The 21,310-nt window shown below is 58.6% G+C and carries 20 protein-coding genes; 2 read left to right on the top strand and 18 right to left on the bottom strand.

Annotated elements, in window-relative coordinates; genetic code table 11:
* Positions 1–77: 77 nt before the first annotated feature.
* From ACFO3S_RS08680 to ACFO3S_RS08615, 14 genes are all read right to left on the bottom strand, one after another.
* Positions 78–701: an alpha/beta hydrolase gene (locus tag ACFO3S_RS08680; RefSeq protein ID WP_378094430.1), complete on the bottom strand. Its 624-nt coding sequence runs from the start codon at positions 699–701 to the stop codon at positions 78–80.
* Positions 698–1,648 carry a ring-cleaving dioxygenase gene (locus tag ACFO3S_RS08675; protein WP_378094428.1) on the bottom strand — a complete coding sequence of 317 codons (951 nt, stop codon included), beginning with the start codon at positions 1,646–1,648 and terminating at the stop codon, positions 698–700. Before ACFO3S_RS08675 ends, ACFO3S_RS08680 begins: the two co-directional genes overlap by 4 nt.
* Before the next feature lie 28 nt (positions 1,649–1,676).
* Positions 1,677–2,303, bottom strand: coding sequence for a nitroreductase family protein (locus ACFO3S_RS08670; protein ID WP_378094426.1), 627 nt, complete (start codon positions 2,301–2,303; stop codon positions 1,677–1,679).
* An 89-nt stretch (positions 2,304–2,392) separates the two neighbouring features.
* Positions 2,393–2,839, bottom strand: a complete 447-nt coding sequence (locus ACFO3S_RS08665) for a MarR family winged helix-turn-helix transcriptional regulator (RefSeq protein WP_378094424.1) — start codon at positions 2,837–2,839, stop codon at positions 2,393–2,395.
* 265 nt (positions 2,840–3,104) lie between these two features.
* Positions 3,105–3,542, bottom strand: coding sequence for an RrF2 family transcriptional regulator (locus ACFO3S_RS08660; protein ID WP_378094422.1), 438 nt, complete (start codon positions 3,540–3,542; stop codon positions 3,105–3,107).
* A 64-nt stretch (positions 3,543–3,606) separates the two neighbouring features.
* On the bottom strand, positions 3,607–4,065 hold the full coding sequence (locus tag ACFO3S_RS08655) for a Dps family protein (RefSeq protein WP_378094420.1): 459 nt from the start codon (positions 4,063–4,065) through the stop codon (positions 3,607–3,609).
* A gap of 953 nt (positions 4,066–5,018) precedes the next feature.
* Positions 5,019–6,191, bottom strand: a complete 1,173-nt coding sequence (locus ACFO3S_RS08650; RefSeq protein ID WP_378094418.1) for a M24 family metallopeptidase — start codon at positions 6,189–6,191, stop codon at positions 5,019–5,021.
* 14 nt (positions 6,192–6,205) lie between these two features.
* Positions 6,206–7,180: an ABC transporter permease gene (locus tag ACFO3S_RS08645; protein WP_378094416.1), complete on the bottom strand. Its 975-nt coding sequence runs from the start codon at positions 7,178–7,180 to the stop codon at positions 6,206–6,208.
* A gap of 2 nt (positions 7,181–7,182) precedes the next feature.
* A complete protein-coding gene (locus ACFO3S_RS08640) occupies positions 7,183–8,682 on the bottom strand; it encodes a sugar ABC transporter ATP-binding protein (protein WP_378094414.1) in 1,500 nt (499 codons plus the stop codon).
* Positions 8,679–9,593, bottom strand: coding sequence for a polysaccharide deacetylase family protein (locus ACFO3S_RS08635; protein ID WP_378094411.1), 915 nt, complete (start codon positions 9,591–9,593; stop codon positions 8,679–8,681). Before ACFO3S_RS08635 ends, ACFO3S_RS08640 begins: the two co-directional genes overlap by 4 nt.
* Before the next feature lie 16 nt (positions 9,594–9,609).
* Positions 9,610–11,721 carry a glycoside hydrolase family 20 zincin-like fold domain-containing protein gene (locus ACFO3S_RS08630; protein WP_378094409.1) on the bottom strand — a complete coding sequence of 704 codons (2,112 nt, stop codon included), beginning with the start codon at positions 11,719–11,721 and terminating at the stop codon, positions 9,610–9,612.
* A gap of 90 nt (positions 11,722–11,811) precedes the next feature.
* Positions 11,812–12,858 (bottom strand): sugar ABC transporter substrate-binding protein, encoded by a 1,047-nt coding sequence (locus ACFO3S_RS08625; protein ID WP_378094407.1) that lies wholly within the window; start codon positions 12,856–12,858, stop codon positions 11,812–11,814.
* A gap of 121 nt (positions 12,859–12,979) precedes the next feature.
* Complete coding sequence (locus ACFO3S_RS08620) at positions 12,980–13,351, bottom strand: sensory rhodopsin transducer (RefSeq protein ID WP_378094405.1); 372 nt, start codon at positions 13,349–13,351, stop codon at positions 12,980–12,982.
* Between the two features lie 4 nt (positions 13,352–13,355).
* Complete coding sequence (locus tag ACFO3S_RS08615; RefSeq protein ID WP_378094536.1) at positions 13,356–14,366, bottom strand: LacI family DNA-binding transcriptional regulator; 1,011 nt, start codon at positions 14,364–14,366, stop codon at positions 13,356–13,358.
* Between the two features lie 479 nt (positions 14,367–14,845).
* Here ACFO3S_RS08615 and ACFO3S_RS08610 point away from each other — a divergent pair, with 479 nt between their 5' ends.
* Positions 14,846–16,036: an oxalate decarboxylase family bicupin gene (locus ACFO3S_RS08610; protein WP_378094403.1), complete on the top strand. Its 1,191-nt coding sequence runs from the start codon at positions 14,846–14,848 to the stop codon at positions 16,034–16,036.
* On the opposite strand, the gene ACFO3S_RS08605 is transcribed toward ACFO3S_RS08610, so the two are convergent.
* From ACFO3S_RS08605 to ACFO3S_RS08590, 4 genes are read right to left on the bottom strand one after another with little or no spacing between them, the layout of a single operon-like run.
* Complete coding sequence (locus ACFO3S_RS08605; RefSeq protein WP_378094401.1) at positions 16,033–16,191, bottom strand: hypothetical protein; 159 nt, start codon at positions 16,189–16,191, stop codon at positions 16,033–16,035. The two genes, ACFO3S_RS08610 and ACFO3S_RS08605, sit on opposite strands and share 4 nt — an antisense overlap.
* A 2-nt stretch (positions 16,192–16,193) precedes the next feature.
* Positions 16,194–17,354 (bottom strand): Ger(x)C family spore germination protein, encoded by a 1,161-nt coding sequence (locus ACFO3S_RS08600; protein ID WP_378094399.1) that lies wholly within the window; start codon positions 17,352–17,354, stop codon positions 16,194–16,196.
* Positions 17,338–18,453: a GerAB/ArcD/ProY family transporter gene (locus tag ACFO3S_RS08595; protein WP_378094397.1), complete on the bottom strand. Its 1,116-nt coding sequence runs from the start codon at positions 18,451–18,453 to the stop codon at positions 17,338–17,340. The genes ACFO3S_RS08600 and ACFO3S_RS08595 overlap by 17 nt, the downstream gene beginning before the upstream one ends.
* Entirely contained in the window at positions 18,450–19,982 is a 1,533-nt protein-coding gene (locus ACFO3S_RS08590) for a spore germination protein (RefSeq protein ID WP_378094395.1), read from the bottom strand. The genes ACFO3S_RS08595 and ACFO3S_RS08590 overlap by 4 nt, the downstream gene beginning before the upstream one ends.
* 276 nt (positions 19,983–20,258) lie before the next feature.
* Here ACFO3S_RS08590 and ACFO3S_RS08585 point away from each other — a divergent pair, with 276 nt between their 5' ends.
* On the top strand, positions 20,259–21,305 hold the full coding sequence (locus ACFO3S_RS08585; protein ID WP_378094393.1) for an asparaginase: 1,047 nt from the start codon (positions 20,259–20,261) through the stop codon (positions 21,303–21,305).
* The last annotated feature ends 5 nt before the right edge of the window (positions 21,306–21,310 follow it).

The raw sequence follows: 21,310 nt of genomic DNA, 5'->3' as shown, positions 1-21,310 counted from the left end.
CGGCCGTTCGATCGGGAACCGGTCCCCGGCTTCGGGTAAGAGCTGCCGGCAAACCGGCTCGGCGAGGTGGAAGCCGCTCATTCCCGCTCGGCTCCCCCGAAGCGTCTTGCGAACCAATCCGCCGCCGCAGCGGCTTCGCTCGCCGTCAAGCGATGCCCCGCCTTCTCCCAGTGCAGCTCGACCTCGGCTCCAGCCTTCTCCAGCATCTGCTGCAGCTCCCCGGTCTCCTGCGGCGCGCAGATCGGATCGTTCGTCCCCGCCCCGATGAATACCGCCACGCCGGCGAGGTCCGGAAGCTGCCGATCCCGACGCGGCACCATCGGGTGATGGAGCGCGGCTCCCCGAAGGGAGTCCGAATAGGAGAACAACAGGCTGCCGGCGATATTGGCCCCGTTGGAGTAGCCTACCGCCACCAGATTGCCGCGGTCGAAGCCGTACTGCCCGGCCGCTTCGTCGAGGAAGGCGTGCAGCTCTCTCGTGCGGAATTCAAGATCCTCCAGATCGAACACCCCTTCCGCCACCCTGCGAAAAAACCTCGGCATGCCGTTCTCCAGCACGCTGCCTCGGACGCTCAGCACCGAGGAGCCGGGAGAGATCGATTCGGCCAGCGGCAGCAAGTCGCGCTCCGTCCCCCCGGTTCCGTGCAGAAGCAGAAGCGTCGGCGCGCCCGGATCGGCGCCTTGCCGGTAAAGATGCTTCATGGACGATCCTCCTCCAATACGCGAACTTCGATCGGCTGCAGGCCCTGCTCGATCTGGGCCCGGTGTGGCTCGAACCAATCGGGCAGCATCAGCTTCTCTCCCATCGTCTCCGCCGGCTCGTCCCGGGCGAAGCCCGGCGGATCCGTCGCGATTTCGAACAGTATGCCGCCTTCTTCGCGGAAGTAAATGGCATTGAAGTACTGCCGATCGATGAACGGGGTCGGTTGATAGCCGTTCTCCCCGACCCATCTTCTCCAGCGCGCATGATCCTCGTCGTCGGCCGCTCTCCAGGCGATGTGGTGCACCGTTCCCGCGCCTCCGGCGCCCGGGGCGACCGGCGCGACGTTCACGTCGATGAGATTGCCGAGCTCTCCGGCCGCCTGGAAGCGCGCGTAGCCGTCTTCCTGCGCGATCCTGCGAAGGCCCATAACCCGTTCCAACGCCTCGGCCGTCCGCTCGGGAGCCATGCTGAGCAGCACCGCTCCCCCGAAGCCCTTGATCGCCTTGTCGGCGGACACGCCACCGAACGACCAACGGCTTGACGGCCCGGCCTCGCGTTCCACCAGCTCGATTCTCAGGCCGTCCGGATCTTCCAGCTGCAACACCCGCTCGCCGAACCGGCTCGCCTCCGCCGCAGCCACGCCGAGCTTCTCCAACCGCGCCTGCCAGAAGTCAAGCGCGCCGGGCGGAACGGCGTACGAGGTCGTCCCGACCTGCCCGCCTCCGATGCGCCCCTTGCGCGAGGTCGGCCACGGGAAGAACGTGATCACCGTCCCCGGACGGCCCTCCTCGTTGCCGAAGTACAGGTGGTACACCTCCGGAGCGTCGAAGTTAACCGTTTTTTTCACCAGCCTTAAGCCCAGCACACCCGAGTAAAAATCGACCGTAGCCTGCGCCTGTCTGACAAAAGCCGTGACATGGTGAATCCCTGAAGTTCGCTGTTTCATGATGCGCCTCTCCTCCGCTCGTTTCGATTCAAAATGTGTCGTAGCTGACGAACTCGCCGACGGGCTTGCGATATCCGCGGGGTCTCTGGCTCGAGGAGTCCTCTTTGCCGATCGTGATCATCAAGGCCGGTACGTATGTTTCGGGGAGCTTTAACGCCGCCGCGACGGCTCCGGGATCGAAGCCGATCATCGGGCAAGTGTCCCAGCCTCTGTCCTTGGCGATCAGCATAAACAGCATCGCCGACAGGCTTGCGTTGCGGATGGCCTCCTCGCGCTGGAATGCTTCTCCCCGTTCCCGGTAGAAGGAGAGAACGGATTCGACCGTCATGTCGTACTCCTGCTTGCTCATAACGCCCAGGTTCAGAAGCCCTTCATGGATCGCCCCGACGTCCTCGTAAGCTTTAGTATGGCCCAGCACAATCAGAACTGCAGAGGAGGTGAGCACCTTGAACTGCTTGTTGGCGGCCTCGTGCAGCTTGTTTTTGATTTCCGGATCTTGAACGACGACGTAGTGCGTATGCTGGAGATTAAACGCCGACGGCGCGAATTTCGCCAAACTGAACATGTCGCTAAGCTCCTGCTCCGTAATATCCGCGCCTGGCACGAATTTCATCGCCGACCTGCGGCTCTTGACTACATCTTCGAAGTTTCCCATCGCTGATCCCGCCTTTGGTTAGATTTATTTTAAGAATCTTTAATTAAAGATATAAGTCCAAAAGAGAAAGAGAGTCGACGTTCCGCCCTCTATCGAAATCCCTCTTCGGCCGCCTTACCCAGCTTCTTGAGCAGCGCGCTGGCCGTTCTCTTCTCTTCCTCCCCCAGTCCGCTCACTGCCTGGCGAATGATTTCCGCATGTCTGGGAAAGACGTCGTCGATTAATTTCCGGCCGGCTTCGGTCATGTCCGCGTAGATCAGCCGCCGATCCTCCGTGCAGTCTCTTCGTCGGACCAGCCCTTTCTGCTCCAGCTTATCCACGACGTACGTAATGTTGCCGCTGCTCATAAGCACCTTGCCTCCGATCTGCTGAAGCGGCTGAGAGCCTTTATGGTACAGCAGCTCCAGCACGCCGAACTCCGTCCGGTTTAAGCCGCAGCGCTTAATATCCCGGTCGACATGCGCGTTCACCCACTGGCTTGCCCGGCTCAGAGCAATAAACAGATCGAGCGACGCATCCCGCTCGTTCCCGGTCATCGCTTCCTCCTCCTTTCGGTTGGCTTATCATTTATCTCGAATTTATTTATCTTAAATTTAAGATATTACAAAATGATCAGACTGTCAACCTGTTTTTTTCGACCTCTGCCGTTTGCGTCCTTCAAGCCTCCACCTCAAATACTGCCATCTTCCGAGGCACAGTTTATATCATAAAAAGGTGCAGTTCATCTCGATGTAACTGCACCGATCCAAGTACATATTTCAACAGCCTCGCCAGCAAGTCCAACCCGCGACTAGGCGGTCGTCAGATCAGGCTCGCGATGGTGTGTTTGCGCAAATACTCTATCGCCTGACGGTCCAGCTCGTTCATAATCTCGCTTAACGCCCGGTCGAGCTGTTCGTTGCGGTCGAGTTCGCCGTAAGCGGCCCCCGCTTTCTCTCCGCAGCCGTCCCGTTCGGCGTCCTCCGCTCCCTCCCACCGGATCGCCGTGTATACGTCAGCGAGCGTGATCTGGCTGGCCGGCAGCTTCAGGCTGTAGCCCCCGTCCCGGCCTTCGCGGGCTTCGACGAGTCCGGCATGGGCCAGCCGCGCCAAAATTCTGCGCATGAAGGTGGCGTGGGAATGAACCTGACCCGCGATCGTCGTGCTCGACAGATTGCAGCCGCTGCGCGCCAGCTCGACCAGAATATGAACGGATACCGCAAAACGCGGAGGACCGATCGGACGAACAGAAGAGACCATGATGCTCACCTCCTATCCGTCTATTGTAATTCGGCCCTTCGCGCTTCGCAACCGAACTTCGGACTTAGCGTCCGGCGAACGCGTTCAGCATCCAGGCGTGCTTCTCCAGACCGGTTTTCATCCCGAGCAGCAGATCCGCCGTATCCTCATCGTCGTTGGCTTCGGCGACTTGAATGCCCTGGCGCAGCTCTCCCGCCAACTGGGCGTAATCCGCCGCCACCGTCTGCGCCATCCACTCGGCCGATTCGTCCCCGCCCGCTTCTCGAACGGTAGACAGGCGCAAGCTGTCGGCCAGCGTCGCAACGGGGCGGCCTCCGATGGCCAGCAGCCTTTCCGCCAGGACGTCGATATGAGCCGCAGCCTCGGTGTACAGCTCCTCGAACTTCGCATGCAGCGTAAAAAATTGCGGTCCGTTCACATACCAGTGATAGTGGTGAAGCTTCATATGGAGAACGGTCCAGTTGGCGATTTGCCGGTTCAAAACAGCGCTCACGGTCAGAGGGGTCGTCATATTCGTGTTCATCAAAAAGCCTCCTTGTAATTTATACTTAATCTAAATATAAATTAATTCTAGCATAGGAGTCTCGCTTTAACATGAAGTTCAGATGAAGGTTTCATGAAGATGAAATGAAGACGACTGCGACTCCTTCTCCGCCTTGCGCAAAGCGCGGCGATGACAGGGAGAGGCCTAGCGCTACTTCTTCCGGAGGCCGCGGCGCTCGGGCGGAGTCGCGGGCGGGGGGAGTCGCGGGCGGAGGGAGTCGCGGGCGGAGAGAGTCGCGGGCGGGGGGAGTCGCGGGCGGACGGAATTGGCCGGCTATGTTGTCAGGTTAAGCCGTTGTCGAATGCGCTTGACGGCGCGGATCCTGCCTTCAGCGTCTAACGGTTGCAGTGGCGCTTAATCAATCGTTTTCTCGAAAAAGAATAAGCTAACGGTTGCCATCGCGCTTATTTAGGGGTTATCGAGCGAAACGACACGTTTTCAGCTGAAATAGCCGCTGCTGCAACCGTTACAATCTCCATATTGCGAAAACGGCACGATTAGCGGCTCTGGCAACCGTTACGTTAGAGAGATGGCGTGTGTTGGCGCGAGTGGGAGTGTGTTTGCGTAGGTTGGTGGGCTGGAGTGGGTTGGTGGGCAGCGTAGGATGGTGGGTTAGCTGGTGGGTTAGCTGGTGGGTTAGCTGGTGGGTAAGCGAAGGTTGGTGAATTGGTGTAGGTTGGTGGGCTAGCGGGGGTTGGTGGGTTGGCGCAAGTTGGCCTGGCTTGGACTGTCAGGGGTTGGCCCGAGCTCGCGCGAGTTGGCCTTTGTTCGCGATGACCGTCAGAACACCTCTCGCATGAACATTTCCCGAAACTTGTCCAACTCCAGTGGCGTTGATCAACTGGGACGATTCCTGCCAGGCTGCTTTTTGACCGATTGCTTAACCTCACAACATGGAGTCAGCCGGCCCGTTAAGCCGGGCCGGCTTTCACTTAAAACTCCAATTCGTGAATCGTGCCGATCGGGCTGCACAGCAGCTCGCTGCCGCCCTCCCGAATGACGGCCCCCTTCTCCCAACGGATGCCAAACGTGTCCGTCGTCACGAACGTGTCGATCTGGAACGTCATGTTCGGCTCCAATAGGTAGTCCGACGAGGTCTCCATCCACGGCGCCTCGACCTCGATCATGCCCGTACCGTGGCACGGCCCGTACAGATAGTTTTTCTCGTACCCGTTGTCCCTGAAGAACTGCAGGAAACCTTTCGCCACATCGCTTGCCAGAATGCCCGCCTTCAGGTTCGCCTGCGTCCATTCGTGCGCCTTCAGCCCGAATTCGATCACCGCGCGGCGCTCCGGCGTCAGCTTGCCCAGGCTGATCGGCATGCCGATGCTCGGAGAGTAGCCGTCCACCTTGGCCGACAGGTTCAACTGTACAATATCGCCCTTCTCGATGATTCGGTGCGACGATCGGGAAATCGCGTGCCGGGTCGACTTCTCGCTGAAGATATACATCGGAAGCCCTTCGTACTCGGCCCCGTTCTCGTAGATGACCCTCTGCGCCACCCCGACCATTTGCGTCTCGGTAACGCCGGGACGGATCGTGCGAATAACTTCCTGTGTCGCCAGCTCGGTAATGCGGAAGCCTTCGCGCATGCAGGCCAGCTCGTTCTCGGACTTGATGCGGCGCAAGGACACCATGATCTCGTCTGCACCGACGATCTCCGCTTCCGGGAAGTTGCTTCTCAGCCCTTCCATCATCACGACGCTCGTATCGAGCAGGCTGGCGACGCCGATTCTCAGCTTCGAGCCGACCACGCCGAGCGCCTTGAACACATCGCGGTAAGTATCCGGCTTCAGCTCGGGATAGCTCGGGTTCGCAGATTCCCGATATTCCATCAGCGTAAAGATTTTGTCGATCTTGCCGAAGTCGCTCGCATAGATCGTGCTCTCCGGTCCGACGAGCAGAGCCGCGTCCCCCGCAGGCGTAATCGCCACGCCCGCTCTCTCGAACAGCGGCCAGAAGCCGCTGAAATACCGCACGTTGGCGTAGTCCGCCTCATTGGAATTGACGATCAGCACATCCAGCCCCTGCTGCTCAATCAGCTTCGCCGCTCGCTGAATTCTCTCTTGATATTCGTAGTCCGGTATACATACTCTAGCTGCCATGGCGCATATCTCCTTTAATCTTTTTTGGTTTTGGCATCGATCAGAACGACGGCCGCAAGAATAAGTCCTTTAATGATCCATTGCCAGTACGAGCCGATGCCAAGAAGCACCATCGCGTTATCGATAATCCCGAGGATGAGAGCCGCGATCACGACGCCGACGACCTTGCCCCGGCCGCCCGACAGCGACGTTCCGCCCAGCACGACTACCGTGATGACGTCGAACAGCATATTTTCTCCGAGCGTCGGCTGGCCGGCCATCGTTCTCGACGTGATCAGAATCGCTCCGATCGCCGTCAGGAGACTCCCCAGTATGAAGGCGATCATCTTGATCTTGTTCGTGTTGATGCCCGAGAGACGGCTCGCCTCCTCGTTGCCGCCCACTGCATAGATGCTTCTGCCCGTCGCGGTGTGCATCGTGAAGACGTAGCAGGCGACCGCGATGACCGCCAGAATGACGATCGGCGTCGGAATCGGCCCGATATAGCCCGCTCCGAGATTTTTGAACCCGGCCGGCAGACCGGAGATCGGAATGCTGTTGCTGTAGAGATAGTTTACACCCTTGAGCACGATCATCGTGACCAGCGTGGCGATGAAGGCGGGAATCTTGCCGTATACCGCCATCAGCCCGTTCACGAATCCGACGACGACGGAGGCCAGCAGAACGATAAGGATCGCCGGGGCGATCGGCACGTTCTCCCAATGCACGAGCCCGGCCAGCAGGACGCTGGTGAAGCCGATCGACGAGGAAGCCGACATGTCGATGCCGCCGATTAGAATGACGAAAAACTGCCCCAGGGCGATAATCGCGAGAAACGAGATTTGACGGACGATGTTCAAGATGTTGTTGCCGTTGAAAAATCCGTCCACGAAGATCGAACAGGCTGCGAACAGCCCGACGAAGATGAACAGAATGGCCCACTCTTTGAAAAACGAGGTGAATGCCGCCCCCGGCACTAGACTCCTCTGTTGTTGACTTGTCGCTTCCACGGTCACACCCCCAGCAGCTTGCTAATGATATGGCTTTGCGTTTTCTGCTCGCCGGATACGCAAGTCTGGAACTCGCCCTCGAACATGACGTAGATGCGGTGGCACGTTCCGATCAGTTCCTCCAGCTCCGGCGACACAATAATGACGGACTTGCCCTTCGCGGTCAGCTCGGCGATCAGCTTGTAGATCTCCGCCTTCGCCCCGACGTCGATTCCCCGGGTCGGCTCGTCGAACAGGAACAGCTCAGAGTCCGCCAGCACCCATTTGGAGATGACGATTTTCTGCTGGTTGCCTCCGCTGAGCTTCACGACCGATTGCTGGGACGTCGCCTTGACGCGCATGAGCTGAGCCACCCGATTGGCTTGCTCCCGTTCCTTCCTGTGCTGCATCGTCACTCTCTTGAAACGCTTCAGCGAAGGAAGCGTAATATTGTGGACGACGTTGAAGTTCATCACAAGCCCAAGCTGCTTGCGCTCGTCGGGCACGAGGCCGATTCCCTTGCGAATGGCCGCCTCGGGCTTCCTGAACTTCACCCGCTCTCCCTTCCAGTACATCTCTCCGCCCGTCGTCTTGTAATTGCCGAAGATCGCGTTCAGCAGCTCCGTCTTGCCGGCGCCGACCAGCCCGGCGATGCCGACGACTTCCCCGGCTCGCACGGTCAGGTCGATGCCGCGAAACGCCTTGTCCGAGCTGAAGCCCTTCAGCTCCAGCATCGGTTCTCCGAATTTCTCGTTCAACGGGGGAAAAATCTGCGTCATCTCCCGGCCGATAATCATCTCGATCAGCCGATCCTTGTCCACGTCCGCCACGTCGCCCGAATGAATCATTCGGCCGTCGCACAGCACCGTATAGGTGTCGCACACCTCGAAGATTTCGTCCAGCCTGTGAGAGATATAAATGACGCCCATGCCCCGCTGCTTTAGCACGCGGATAATGCGGTAGATGTTCTCGATCTCTTTCTCCTGCAGCACAGCCGTCAGTTCGTCCATGATGATCATCTTCGCCTGCATCGACACCGCCTTGGCGAGCTGGATGATCTGCTTCTCCGCCATGCGCAGCTCCTTAACCGGCACCGTCAGATCGACGCTCGTTCCGAGGAAGTCCATGATCTCTTCGGCCTTGCGCTTCATCGCCTTCCGGTTAACTAGCCCGAACCGCTTCTCATAGCTGCCGATAAACAGATTTTCCAGACCGTTCATTTCGGGAATAAGCTGCAGCTCCTGATGCACGACCGCAATCCCCATCGCCTGCGAGCTGCGGACGTTGTAGCCGCCTCTCTCGGTGACGTTCGTCCCCCCGACGTATACCGCGCCCTCGGAAGGCGTATAGTGGCCGATGATGATTTTCGCCAAAGTCGACTTGCCCGCCCCGTTCTCCCCGACCAGCGCGCGGCACTCGCCGGGGCGCAGGCTGAACGAAACGCCGTCCAGCGCGCGAACTCCGGGGAACGACTTGGAGACGTTGCGCAGCTCGATAACCGATTGCTCCGCAGGCCCGCTCATCCGACTCCCGCCTTCCCGGAACGGCTCCACAGGGCGGCGAAATCGTCCGCGCGGTGGAACGTCGAGCCTCTATCCTTCAACCTGTCGATCAGGATCGAGAATTCCTTCATCGCCTTCTCCCCGCATCCGAGCGTCAGGAATCGGTCCGGCGTTACCGTCGCCTCGCCATAGTGATAGCTCTCCCGGATCGGAATGAACTCCCACGGATGGAAGTAGAAGCAGAGCACGACGGGCAGACGGCGATCCTGCAAAAACTTTACGAATCCGTCGACTCGCTTCATCAGCTCGTCCGCGCTTTTCGTCCGGAACAGCGGCCACTGATCGCGATCCCGCTCCAGCCCCGGGTCGTTGCTCTGCATGACCATATCGGCGAAGTTCGGAATCTCGACGATGTTCATGTCGCCTTCCTTCGTCCAGTCGTCCTTGCTCGGGTGGTACGGTACGAATCTCTCCCGGTAGAAATACATCGGGTAAGACGCGTCGGATACGTAGTTCAGCCGCTCCAACGCATTAAGCAGCGGCGTCGAGCCCCAGAGACGGGGAGCGCGGAACGACACCGGCTGGCTTCCCAGCACCTGCTGCACCCATTCCGTCGCCTTCTCGATGCGAAGCGGCACCTCTTCCGGCAGAAGCGGCACGACGCCCGGAATCGGGAACAGCTCATCCCCGACCGTCTCGTGAAACAGCGAGTGGCAGCCGACCTCGTTGCCGCTCGCCTTGACGAGCTCGACGCTCTGCGGATTGCGGCGGGCGGCGTCGCCTGTATAATAGAACGTTCCTTTAATCCCTTTCTTGTCGAATAGCTCGACGAGCGGGCCGGTCGCATTCTTCACGCCATCGTAGTATGGCGTGAAGCTGCCGACATCCGTCTCCATATCGAAGCCGAAGATCACGTGAATGCCGTCTTTCATTCGCTTGCTCCCCTTCCTATAGCCACAGCCAGCCGAACGCTTCGACGCCCAGGAAAATCTGCCTGTCGTTCCGGTTGCCGGGGTCCAGTTCGTTGCGAATGACCCTCTTCAGCTCGTGGTACGGATACATACATGAGGGCATCCCCGTTTCGTCGACCGGATTGACGTCGAAATACATCTTCTTCACCCAGTCGAAATCCAACTCGTTCAACCGGTCCATCTCCAGCAGGAATGTCCGCTTGTCCTCCGTCGTGGCGGCTTGGTCGTATTTGATCGATGCCAGAGCCAGATCGTAGATGATGCGGTTGCGCTCGTGGGCGTTCTCGATCTTGTCGAAATGCTTGACATAGATCTTCAGCCGCTCGTTGCCGGCGACTGCGTTCTTTATTCGGCGAATTCTCGACCCGATTTCCGGCCAATCCCGAATCGCTTCCTGAATGACCGGGATATCCTCGGCTTTCACCTTGTTGCGCAGGAACGGAAACTCCGTCGGAAACAGATTGAACTGGCTTTCATGAATCGTCAGCATGTTGCGCAGCACGTACAGAATGTCGTCGACCAGTTCCGGGCCGAAGACCGCCTCCACGGAATAGCGGTAGAACATCTCGTGATCCTTCGTCGAGCCCCAGCCGTAGTAGGCGTGGGCGTACAGATTCAGGAAGTACCCGTACCATTCGAACATGTATCCGTTAATGCCCTTGACCCCGTACTTGACGGAATCGATGTGCATGTCGATATCCTTCTCGATATACTGGTGGTTCGTCTCCTCGTCGGCGCGAATGACATTCGTCTTGAAGATGCGCATCAGCCTTCCCATCGTCGAGGCGACCGCGTTCGCCTCCGTATCCCGGGCCCAGATCCGTTCCTTGCCGAACACGTCGACCCACTTCGGGAACTCGTCGTCGGAGACGTACAATCCCGGCGCCCAGAACAGAACGACATCCTCCGGGATGCTCCGCTTGCAATCTTCCAGATACGCCCGATCCTTCTCCAGCGGCGGCTCGCGCCAGGCGCGCACGCCAACGACGCAATCCGGGTTCTCGTCCTTGATCTCCTCGTAGAGCGTGTTCAGCAGCCAGAAGTTGGCCTTGTGCTTCGCTTCCGCCGGCGTCCGGTTTTTCATGAACGTTTCGGCACAGGCGTCGCAATTGCAGAACCAGTAGGATTCCTCGCTCTCCTCGAAATCGATGCCGTCGAAGCCGAGCTGCACGACGCGCCGAACGGCAGCCTTCAAATAAGCGATGTTCTCCGGCTTGCTTAGGCAGAGCGTATCGAAATCGTTTACGAACTTTCCGTCTTTGGGCAAAACCATCCGCTTGTCCTTGTAGATGCTCGGATACCCGCCGTTATAGCTGTTCAGACCGATGTAGGCGAAGAAATCAATGCCAAGCTTGCGGCCGTACGCGAACAATCGCGGCAGAAATTCGTCGGAGATGTTCGGATGCGTATAGGCGATCTCGATCCAGTTGCGGCTCTCTTCGTTCCATACTTTCATCTTGTAGCCCTGAAGCGTCGTTTCCGGATATTCGTCGAACCGGAACGGCCAATAGCCGTACATGCACATGTTAAACTGGTTGATTTTCAGATCGGAGCAGACGTTCAGGTATTCGACCCATTCGTCGTAGCCCCAAAGCTGCATGTCGAATCCGATCCGGCCGTAGCCGGCATACCAGGCGAACGTGTTGGACACGGAACGTTTCTCGATCGAAGGCCAGTCGAGAATGTCCGCTTCCGGCAGCGTATAGCCGCCTTCTCCGTGCTTGACGAGCAGCTGCTTCAGCGTAGACAGGGCGTTCACGTAGCCGTCCCGGCGGGCGAAGCCGATCTCGACCGAACCGTCTCTCACCCGGAGGACAAACCCTTGTTTCTCGTACAGGTCCGGACGATCGATTCCGCTATCGTCTTGCGGCAGCCAATCGCTCAGCCGAACGCCGATATACAGAGGATCGGCGGCGTTGACCCGAACCGCCAGGTCCGGGTAGTTCCACAGCTTCATCTCCGCGATTTCCTTCGCGTCGAAATCGGCAGACCCGATGTCCGACACGATCAGATTCCAGCCGACGAATCGGCCGGTCGTTCCTTTTCCGAAGACCGCCTTTTTCGGTTCCGGCAGCAGAAGTGCGCGCATCGCTTCTTCCTCCTCGTTGTCTCGTCTATTCGCGTCTCTCTCGGCGGGGGAGAAGGAACCGCATGCGCAGCTCCCTCCCGCTCGTTCCGTTTAATTCCCCAGCCAGGACCAGCTTTGCCAATCGTAATCGTTAATGTTGTCCGGCGTGATCGTCTCGGGCTTCGGCAGCGGCGTCGTCTCTTCAAGATCGTTGCCGTCAAGGGCGGCCATCAGCGCCTCCAGCGCTACTTCGCCCAACACGACCGGATCCTGCAGCACTTCTCCGATCCAGGCCGGATTGCCGTCCTGAATATACTGCAGCACCTCCTTGTCCCCGGCGAGCCCGATGAACTTCACTTCCTTGTCCCGGTTCGCGCTGACCGCGGCATTGTAGGCTCCGAGAACCAGAGCGTCGTTGTGGCCGCTGACGACGTCAATCGATTTGTTCCTCTGAAGAACGTTCTCGAACAGCGTCTGAGCGGAGTTGCGATCCCCTTTCGGATCTCCTTCTTCGATCACGACGGCATTCGGGAACGCCTCCTTGATCACGCTCGAGAACCCCTCGAAGCGGTCGACGGACGCTTGTCCGGAAGCAGGAACGGACAAATAGACGACGTTCGGGTTGTCTTTATTCAGAGTATTCAAATAATTTACGGCAACCTCGCCCGCAGCTTTACCCATTTCCTTAAAGTCGTGGCCGACGAATGTCTCCCAAACCGCGTCTTCCGGATTATCCGGGGATTGCGGGTAATCGCCCACAACGATCTTGACGCCTTGCTCGTGCAGCTTCACCATCGTAGGGATGATCGCTTTGCCGTCGACCGGGAAGACGACGATTCCTTTGGCGCCCAGCTGTGCCATGTTCTCCAGTTGGGTGATCTGGGTGTTGATGTCGAACTTGCCGTCCTCGAATTGCAGCTTCAGATTTTTGCCCGACTTCGCCGAATAGTTGTTCATCCCGTCGATCGCGCCCTGATACCAAGGCCAGCCAAGGTTCATGATCGCTCCGCCGATGACGATTTGATCGCCTTCCGCCGACGGACTGCCGCTCGCCGCGCCTCCGGTCCCATCGTTATCCTTGCCGGAATTCGAACAGCCAACCAACACAAGCGCCAGCGCCATTACTGCGGAGAACGACTTAACCCAACCCTTTGTCATAGATGTTGCCTCCTTGTATGTTGTTGCGGGCCGCGGAGAGTCCGCTGGCCCGTATTGCCGATTCGAAAGTCGGCAGCCCCGGCGTCCCCGAAGCGGGGAATCGCGCCTGGTCCGCCCTCCGTCAGACGCTTAATCCCATCGTCGTATAGAAAGCCATATTCGTCTGTCGGGTATCCAATCTTCCATACTGGGCCACGACCGGAACGTCGCTGATCAGCTTGACCGCATACTGGGTTTCCTTCGGCACGGCGTAGCCCCCGAGATCCTCCGGACGGTCCATCCGGAAGCAGCGGACACGCCGGCCCTCCACCTCGGCCGAGATGCCTTCCACCGGCTCGCGGTCTGAGAAGTATAAAGTAAAGCGGACTGTCGCCTGGCCTTCGTTCATGTTCAAGACGATAATCGATTCATGCCCCTCGAGCGGATGCTCGCCGGGCGGCGGCAGCTCGCAATCGGGAAATACCCATTGCTTCTTCCCCTGGCTGTCGTTCATGTCGTCATCCCCCGATACGCTTTTGACTGGATTCGTTGATGATTAATTTCGGTTCGAGCACGATCTTCTCGAACACCGGCCTGTTCTTGTTCTTCTCCTTTCTCAGAATGATTTCTCCCGCGATCGTTCCGATCAAATCCGCCGGCTGGATCACCGAAGTAATCTGCGGCCGGATCAGCCCGGTCTCGTCGTTAGCGTCGAAGCACACCGCCGCGATATCTTGCGGAATGCTCAGCCCCTTCTCCAGAATCGCCTTGATCGCTCCGTAGAGCAGGAAATCGTTGGCGGCGAAGATCGCCGTCGGAAGCTCGTCCCGCTTCAGCCACTCGTTCATGATCTTGTAGCCGCTCTCCCGGCGAAACTCCCCGACGCCGACCCATTCGTCGCGTACGGACAGCCCGTTCTCCTCCAGACACTTGCGGAATCCCTGCAGACGCTCGGCGGCGGACGACTGATGCTGCGGACCGGTCAGAATCGCCAGTTTCTCGTGGCCCTGCTCCACCAGATGCTTCGCCAGCTCGTAGCCCGCCTTGACGTTGTCAATCGTGACGATATCGAAGTTCTCCTCCGTATTCGGCAGGTTATCGAAAAAGACGAAAGGAATGCCGGAGCTCTTGTACTGCTCGAACAGCTGCGGATCTCCGCCCACAGTGGCGATGACCAACCCGGCCACCTGCTTCTGCAGCATAAGCTGGACGTACTCCTCCTCCTTCTGGATATCTTCGTCGCTGTTGCAGACGATCACGGAATGCTCGCCTTCCCGGGCCACCTTCTCCACGCCCTTGATCACGCTGGCGTAGAAGCTGTTGGAGATGTCCGGCACGATGACGCCGATCGTATTGGCGCTCTTTCGCTTCAAGCTGCGAGCGACTTCGTTCGGCTGGTACCCCATTTCCTTAATCGTCTTGAGAATCAGCTCTCGCGTGTCTTTATTGACTCTGCCCGTACCGTTAATGACTCTGGATACAGTCGAGATCGAAATATTAAGACGCTTGGCGATATCCTTCAATTGCACAGCCAACTGTTCATCCCTCCAAAAAATTGCGAGAACGTTCTCGCAAGTGAGTCAAAAAAATGTCGGGAATCCGATCGTGAAATTTGACCCCTTTTCACCACCAACCTTAATGATTGCGTTTTCATTGGTCATCTTAACGCAAAAATCATCCCATTTCAATCCCTATTCGAAAATAATTCTCCGTTCGAGAAGCTCACTCGCTCTCTTTCGAGAGTTTCCTGGGAAATTTTTGAGCAAACGTTCTCTCAAATACAGAATACCCGCTTTGCTCGACAATGTCAACTAATATGACGTATCTTTTGCTTTTTTGTAGTTATCTGCAGACGGGCCTGCTTTTATGTCATGTTTTTTGACAATTAAGACACCGTGATCCCTTTCTTCTCCCAGACATGAGCGAGCGGTAACGCTCATAATCTCTAACATAAGTCTGCGCGGTTGGCTTGCGACGCCAATACGGCGCGCATTCAAGGAGGAGTTCCATGGAAAGAACAGAACGGCGCCCGGGCTGGAGCGGCGCGATCCCGCAGCCGATACGCAGGGACGGGGCCGGCGCCACCGACACCGGTCCGCGCGACGTCTTGCGAGATCTGGAGAACCCGGACATGCTGGTGCCGCCCGATACCGATTCGGGAACGCTGCCCAACATGAAGTTCTCCTTCTCGGATACGCACATGCAGTTGAATCACGGGGGCTGGTCGCGAGAGGTGACCGTGCGCGAGCTGCCGATCGCCACGACGCTCGCGGGAGTCAACATGAGGCTGACCCCCGGCGGCGTCCGGGAGATGCACTGGCATCAGCAGGCGGAATGGTCGTTCATGATCTCGGGGCGGGCCCGAATTACCGCCGTCGATCAGGACGGGAGAAACTTCATCGGAGACATCGGTCCTGGGGACCTCTGGTACTTCCCTCCCGGCATCCCCCATTCGATTCAAGGCTTGGAGGAGGGCTGCGAATTTCTTCTCGTCTTCGACGACGGCAGCTTTTCCGACATCAATACCTTGTCGCTGTCCGATTGGTTCGCGCATACGCCGAAGGACGTGCTGTCCGCCAACTTCGGCGTGCCCGAGAGCGCGTTCGCTTCGATTCCGCGTCGCCAAAGGTATATTTACCAGGATCGGGTCCCCGGCCCTATCGCCACCCAAGCGGTCGAAGATCCGCAAGGGAAAATTCCGATGAACCTGACTTACCGGCTGCTTGCGCAAGAGCCGATCGTCACCCCGGGAGGCACCGTCCGAATCGCGGATTCCAGAAACTTCCCCGTCGCCCGGGCAATCGCCGCCGCCCTCGTCGAAATCAAGCCCGGCGGCATGCGGGAGCTGCACTGGCATCCCAACAACGACGAGTGGCAGTACTACTTGTCCGGAACGGCGCGGATGACCGTGTTCTCCGGGCAGGGCACGGCGCGCACCTTTAATTGCCGGGCGGGCGACGTCGGCTACGTCCCGTTCGCCTTCGGCCATTACATTCAGAACACCGGCGATACGAGCGTCTGGTTTCTGGAGATGTTCAAGAGCGACCGATTCGCGGACGTCTCGCTAAACCAGTGGATGGCGCTTACGCCCGCTCCGCTTGTCGCGAACAACCTTCATGTCGGACCGCCCTTGATGAACGCGCTTCGCAAGGAGAAATGGCCGGTCGTGAAATATCCGCCGCCGGCGCCTTCGCGCTAGTCGTCCTCCTCCCGCTTCCAGGGAGGATCTCCGTAGCGGCGGAACGTCCGGTTAATCCTGTAGACGACCCAGGGAACGATTCCCGCCAGCAAAGCGTTCACGATCACCGTCGTCCCGGGCAGCCGATCCGACAAAGCCTGAAGCAGCGAGCGCATGCCTATCCCTCCCCTGGCTGAACCTGTTCGATGGCGCCTATGTTTCTAAGCCTGACCCCGACCCGGACGATAACTTTGCTTTGGGAGAACAGATTCTCCCCGCGATCCCAATCTCTCATGATCTTGTCCCATACGCGATGGTGATCTTCGTTCAAGCATTCGCTGAAGCCGATGACATCGGCTTTATATTGTTTCTGCAGCTTCTCCAGCACGGCGTACATGTTCGATTCGATCCGCTCGGCGGCGCGCTTCTCGATCTCCCGGACGATCTGCGGATCGAGCAGATCGACTGAAGCGTGCGACTCGCCGATGTTGCCCTCCACTTTCACATGGACGGTGAACACTGGGGATTTCGGATCGACAACGTTCGCTCTGACCTTCCTGGTCGCTCTCTTCACCTCGAATTCGAGAAGCTGGCCGCCCATCTCGATCTTAATCGCATCTGTCAAGATCGCCCCGCTGAAGTAATTTCTGCCCGACGTTTCGTCTCCTTCCAGAAAGCCTCTCAGCCGATTATCGCTTCCGAATACAGCCGCCCCGCTAAGCGAAACCCGATTGCCGACTTTCGTAATTCTCGGAATGGCGTAGCTGTGCTCCTCCAGCAGGAAGCGATGCACTTTGCCGATCGTTACCGTAGGCACGATGGACTCGCTCTTATTCGGGTTTTCCGAGGTGGAATTAATGTACTGAACGGGTAACGCCTCGATATTCGGCTTAATGTCCAGCACCTTCTTCGCCTTGCCGACGGAAATCATCACCTTCGCCGCTCTTCTCATCTCCGGGTCACGCACGAACAAGTCCAGTACCTCCGGAAGCTTTCCCGCCCGAGCCAGCTGCTCCGACACGATGATGATCTTGTTATGCTCCAGATAGGGAGACCGGCTGACCTCGTTGGACATTTTGCGGGCAGCCTTAAACAGCGTCTCCCCTGAGGCCGAGATGTTCTGAAACGGCTTGGCCGACGTTTGCCCCGAGCCGGTGGACTTGCCCTGTACCGCCCTGGGCACAATATACTGAAAGGTAAGCTCGTACGTTCCGTCCTCCGCAAGGTCGACCGCCGAGCCGACCACGAAGCCCCGCTCTTCGATCTCCACCCGGTCCCAGCAGCCGGCGCTGACGGCCAGCGCGATCAGGACGGCTATTCCTTTAAGAAACGCCTTCATTCCCTTTAATCCCCCGCATCTTGGCGGCTCCCAGCAGCATCGCCGGAAAAGCCCATCCGATCACGATTCCCGCATAGCTGATCCATTCTCCGAAGAGATCGATTTCCCTTACGCCCTGCGGCTGCATAGCGACCAGGTAGATGAACGGACAAAGCGCAATGACCCATGTCATTCGCTTGGGTCCGGGGAACAGAGCCCTTAGGGCGAGAATCGTCACATCGAAGGCCATGGCCCCGGTATTGAATAACGTGACGACCCAGATCGTAAAGAAAATGGACTCGAACCTCTCGAAGAAGCCGCCCGGAATTTCCACCTGCTTGGCCAGCTCGGCAGTCGGATAGAGCGTGAATTTCGTCACCTCGCAGCCAAAAATTCCGATGACGAATAAGAACACGATCATGTAGACCAGGAACGGAATCGCCAGGCCGGTAAGCACCGCCTTCTTCATCGCCTTGGGCCGATTGACAAACACGTTGTAGAACAGAAAAATTTCCAGCCCGAGAAAAGAAAACAGCGTGCCCTTCGTCGCCTTCAGCACGTCCTGCCAATTCGTCACGAATGCGGGCTTGAGATTGTGATAATCGAAGAACGGGATATTCATCGCCAGTACGACGAATACGATCAACAGAACGAGGGGCAGGAAAACGAGATTCAGACGCAGCAGAGCCGCGCTCGACCCGGCCGCCCCGTAAGCCAGCACGAGCAGGAAGAACAGGCAGATCGCGTCCTCCGGGGTTCGGTCGAACAGGTACTGCTTGGAGATGTTGGCCAGTCCTCTCGTCTCGTATCCGGCGAACAAAAACGTATACATCGCAAACAAAAGGACGACGACGTTGGCGACCGCTCCGTTCGCGACCGCCTTCGTCATTTCCTTCAGTCCCATCTTCGGAAACCTCTGGCATAGAGCAGCGATCAGCCAGCCGAACACCAGCGCAATTCCGCCCCCGAGCACCAACGACATCCAGCCGTCCGAGGACTCCGTCATAGCGGCAAGCGAGCGCGGAAGCGTCAGCACGCCGAAGCCGATCACGACGTTGCTTACTCCGTAAGCCACTTCGGTCGCTCCAATCTCTCGGTCTCCGTACTCGAACGATTTCATGTCCGCTTTCCTCTCCCGCTCGCGCGGTTCACATTCTTCGTCTGCATGAAATCGGGTCTCCTCGTCAGAAAAGTGACCGGAGAACGGATGACCAGATCCCTCCAGTCCTTCATAAACATCGGCGCGAACGGCGTAGCATACGGCATGCCAAAGCTTTTCAGCCGGACGAGGTGCGTCGAGATCATGATGAACGACAAAATAATGCCGAACAGCCCCAGCACGCCGGCCGCGAGCATCGTGGCAAATCTCAGCATCCGAAAGGCGATTCCGGCGCTGTACGAAGGGGTGGCGAACGAGGAGATCGCCGTCACGGCGACGACGATGACCATGATCGGGCTGACGACACCCGCCTGTACCGCCGCTTCCCCGATCACGAGGCCGCCGACGATGCCGATCGTCTGCCCGATCGGCTTCGGAAGACGAATACCGGCTTCGCGCAGAAGCTCCAGGGTGCCCTCCATCAGCAGCGCTTCGATCACCGCCGGAAAAGGAACCCCTTCCCGCGAGGCGGCAATGGAGAACGCCAGCTTAAACGGAATCATCCCTTGATGGAACGATACGAGCGCGATATAGATCGCGGGCAGGAAGAGCGAAATAAATACGGCCAGATAGCGCAGCAGCCGGATCAGCGAGCCGATCAGCCAACGCTCGTAATAGTCTTCCGGCGACTGGATCAGCGATACGAATGTCGTCGGCAGAATCAGCGCGAACGGGGTGCCCTCCAGCATAATCGCGACTTTCCCCTGCAAGAGCGACGCCCTGACTTTGTCCGGTCTCTCCGTATGCAGCAATTGCGGAAAAGGCGATAGAAAGCTGTCTTCGATCCACTGCTCGATAAATCCCGACTCGGGGGCGTCGTCGATGTCGATCGTGTCCAGTCTTCTGCGCACCTCCTCCACGATGCCCGGATGGATAATACCCTGAATGTAAGCCATCACCAGCGTTTTGCGGGAACGCCTCCCGATGCTGTAGGAGACCAAGCGAAGATTCACATCGCGAATGCCTCTGCGGATCAAAGCCACGTTCGTCTCAATTTTCTCGGTAAAGCCTTCCCTCGGCCCCCGAACGAGCGCTTCCGTAGGCGGCTCCTCTACGTTCCGGTCCTTCCAGTCCCCGGTGCCGACCAGCAGCGCCTGATCAGCCCCCTCGAGGAACAGAACGGTGTCTCCGTAGAGAATTCCTCTGAGGACGTCGTTCCAGTGACGAATCTCGATGACCTTGGATACCGCCATCGTCTCCCGGCGCAGGTCGTCGAGCAGGTCGGAAGCCTTCGCTTCCGAGTCTTCGTCCCCGAAGCGGTCCGCCAGCAGAATCTGCCGGACGATCAGCTCGTCTACGACCTTCTTGTCCGACAGCCCCGTTAGAAACACGAGCGTGCAGTCCCTTCGTCCTCCGCCGACCGTTATGCTTCGGACAACCAGGTCTGCCGGGTCGCCGAGCATGCTGCGGACATGATTGATATTGTCCTGCATGCTCGGGGATATGCAGGCGTCGTCGCGCTGCCGTTCTTCGGTTGCGTGCTTGTTCATGACCCACTCCTCCTGGAGCCCGATGTTCAGTCCGTTTTCTCTTTAAGGTGTCCAATATCGTCCGGATTAACCGCAATCTTCCACCCGCTCGAAAGTTCTGCGAACGGGGGATTCCGGCGCAAGGCGACCCGGCTCCGCCGGAGCCGGGCGTCTGTCGGCGGATCCCTCTCGAGGCTCTAGCCAAGGCGGAAGGACGGCGGTATACTCAGAGAAACGGCGAGCCCTGAGGCTTGCGCTTGCGATTTAGATCTGCCAATCTGCATAGGGGATGAAGAAATGAGCAGCTTGAACAGCGGAGCGAAGGAAAACTTGGCCGCCAAGGCCGAGCCTGTCGTCCTGGAGTATCGAGGGGGCTTTCTGGAGAACGTCCACTACGGGCACGTATGCGCGGTGAACGATCGGGGCGGCATCGCCTGGCAGTACGGCGATCCCGGCGCGGTCACGTTCATGCGCTCGGCGGCGAAGCCGATTCAGGCGCTGCCTTTTTTCCTGGGGGGCTTCGACGAGAAGTTCGGATTCACGCCGGAGGAGCAGGCGATCATGATGGCGTCGCACCGCGCTCTTCCTTATCATGTAAAGGCGTTGGAGGGGATGCTCGCCAAGCTGGGGCTAGACGAGCGCGCCCTCGTCTGCAAGCCGACCTACCCTCTGGACGCGGACGCCCGCGACGCGCTGGTCGCCGAACGCCTGCCGCAGCGTCGAATCTACCATAACTGCTCCGGCAAGCATCTCGGGGTGCTCGCCGCCTGCATCGGATTAGGCGAAACGCTGGATAACTACGATTCTCCCGATCACCCGGTCCAGCGGCGCATCGCCGCCCTGGCCGCCGAGCTGGCCGAATGCCCGCCGGAGAGCATCCGGATCGGCACCGACGGCTGCGGCTTCCCCGTATTCGGCATGCCGCTGCGGAACATGGCGACGGCATTTCTCAAGCTCGCCTGCCCCGATCTGATCGCCGATCCGGCGCTCCGCGAGGCGGTCGGCAAGGCGACCCGGCTGATGAACGCCTTCCCCCGCATGATTTCGGCCGAATACCTGATCTGCCCGAACCTGCTGATGGACGACAATATCGTCGCCAAGGGAGGGGCCAAGGGCATTTACTGCTTCGCATTGAGGAAAGAGCGGCTCGGCTTCGCGCTGAAGATCGTCGACGGCTCGGAGGACGAATGGCCGATCGCGGTCGCTTCAATACTGGAGCAAATCGGCTACGGCAACCGGGAGACGATCGCCCGCATGCACCGAATCGGCTCGGCGAATATTTGGAATGACAACGGGCGGGTGATCGGCGAAAATCGCTGTGTCATCCAGCTCCGGAAGGAGTGAGCATT

It is taken from the genome of Cohnella hongkongensis (assembly GCF_042654645.1).
GTDB lineage: Bacteria > Bacillota > Bacilli > Paenibacillales > Paenibacillaceae > Cohnella > Cohnella hongkongensis.
Note: the sequence above shows the minus strand (reverse complement) of the source record. Positions and strands in the feature narration are given on the sequence as shown.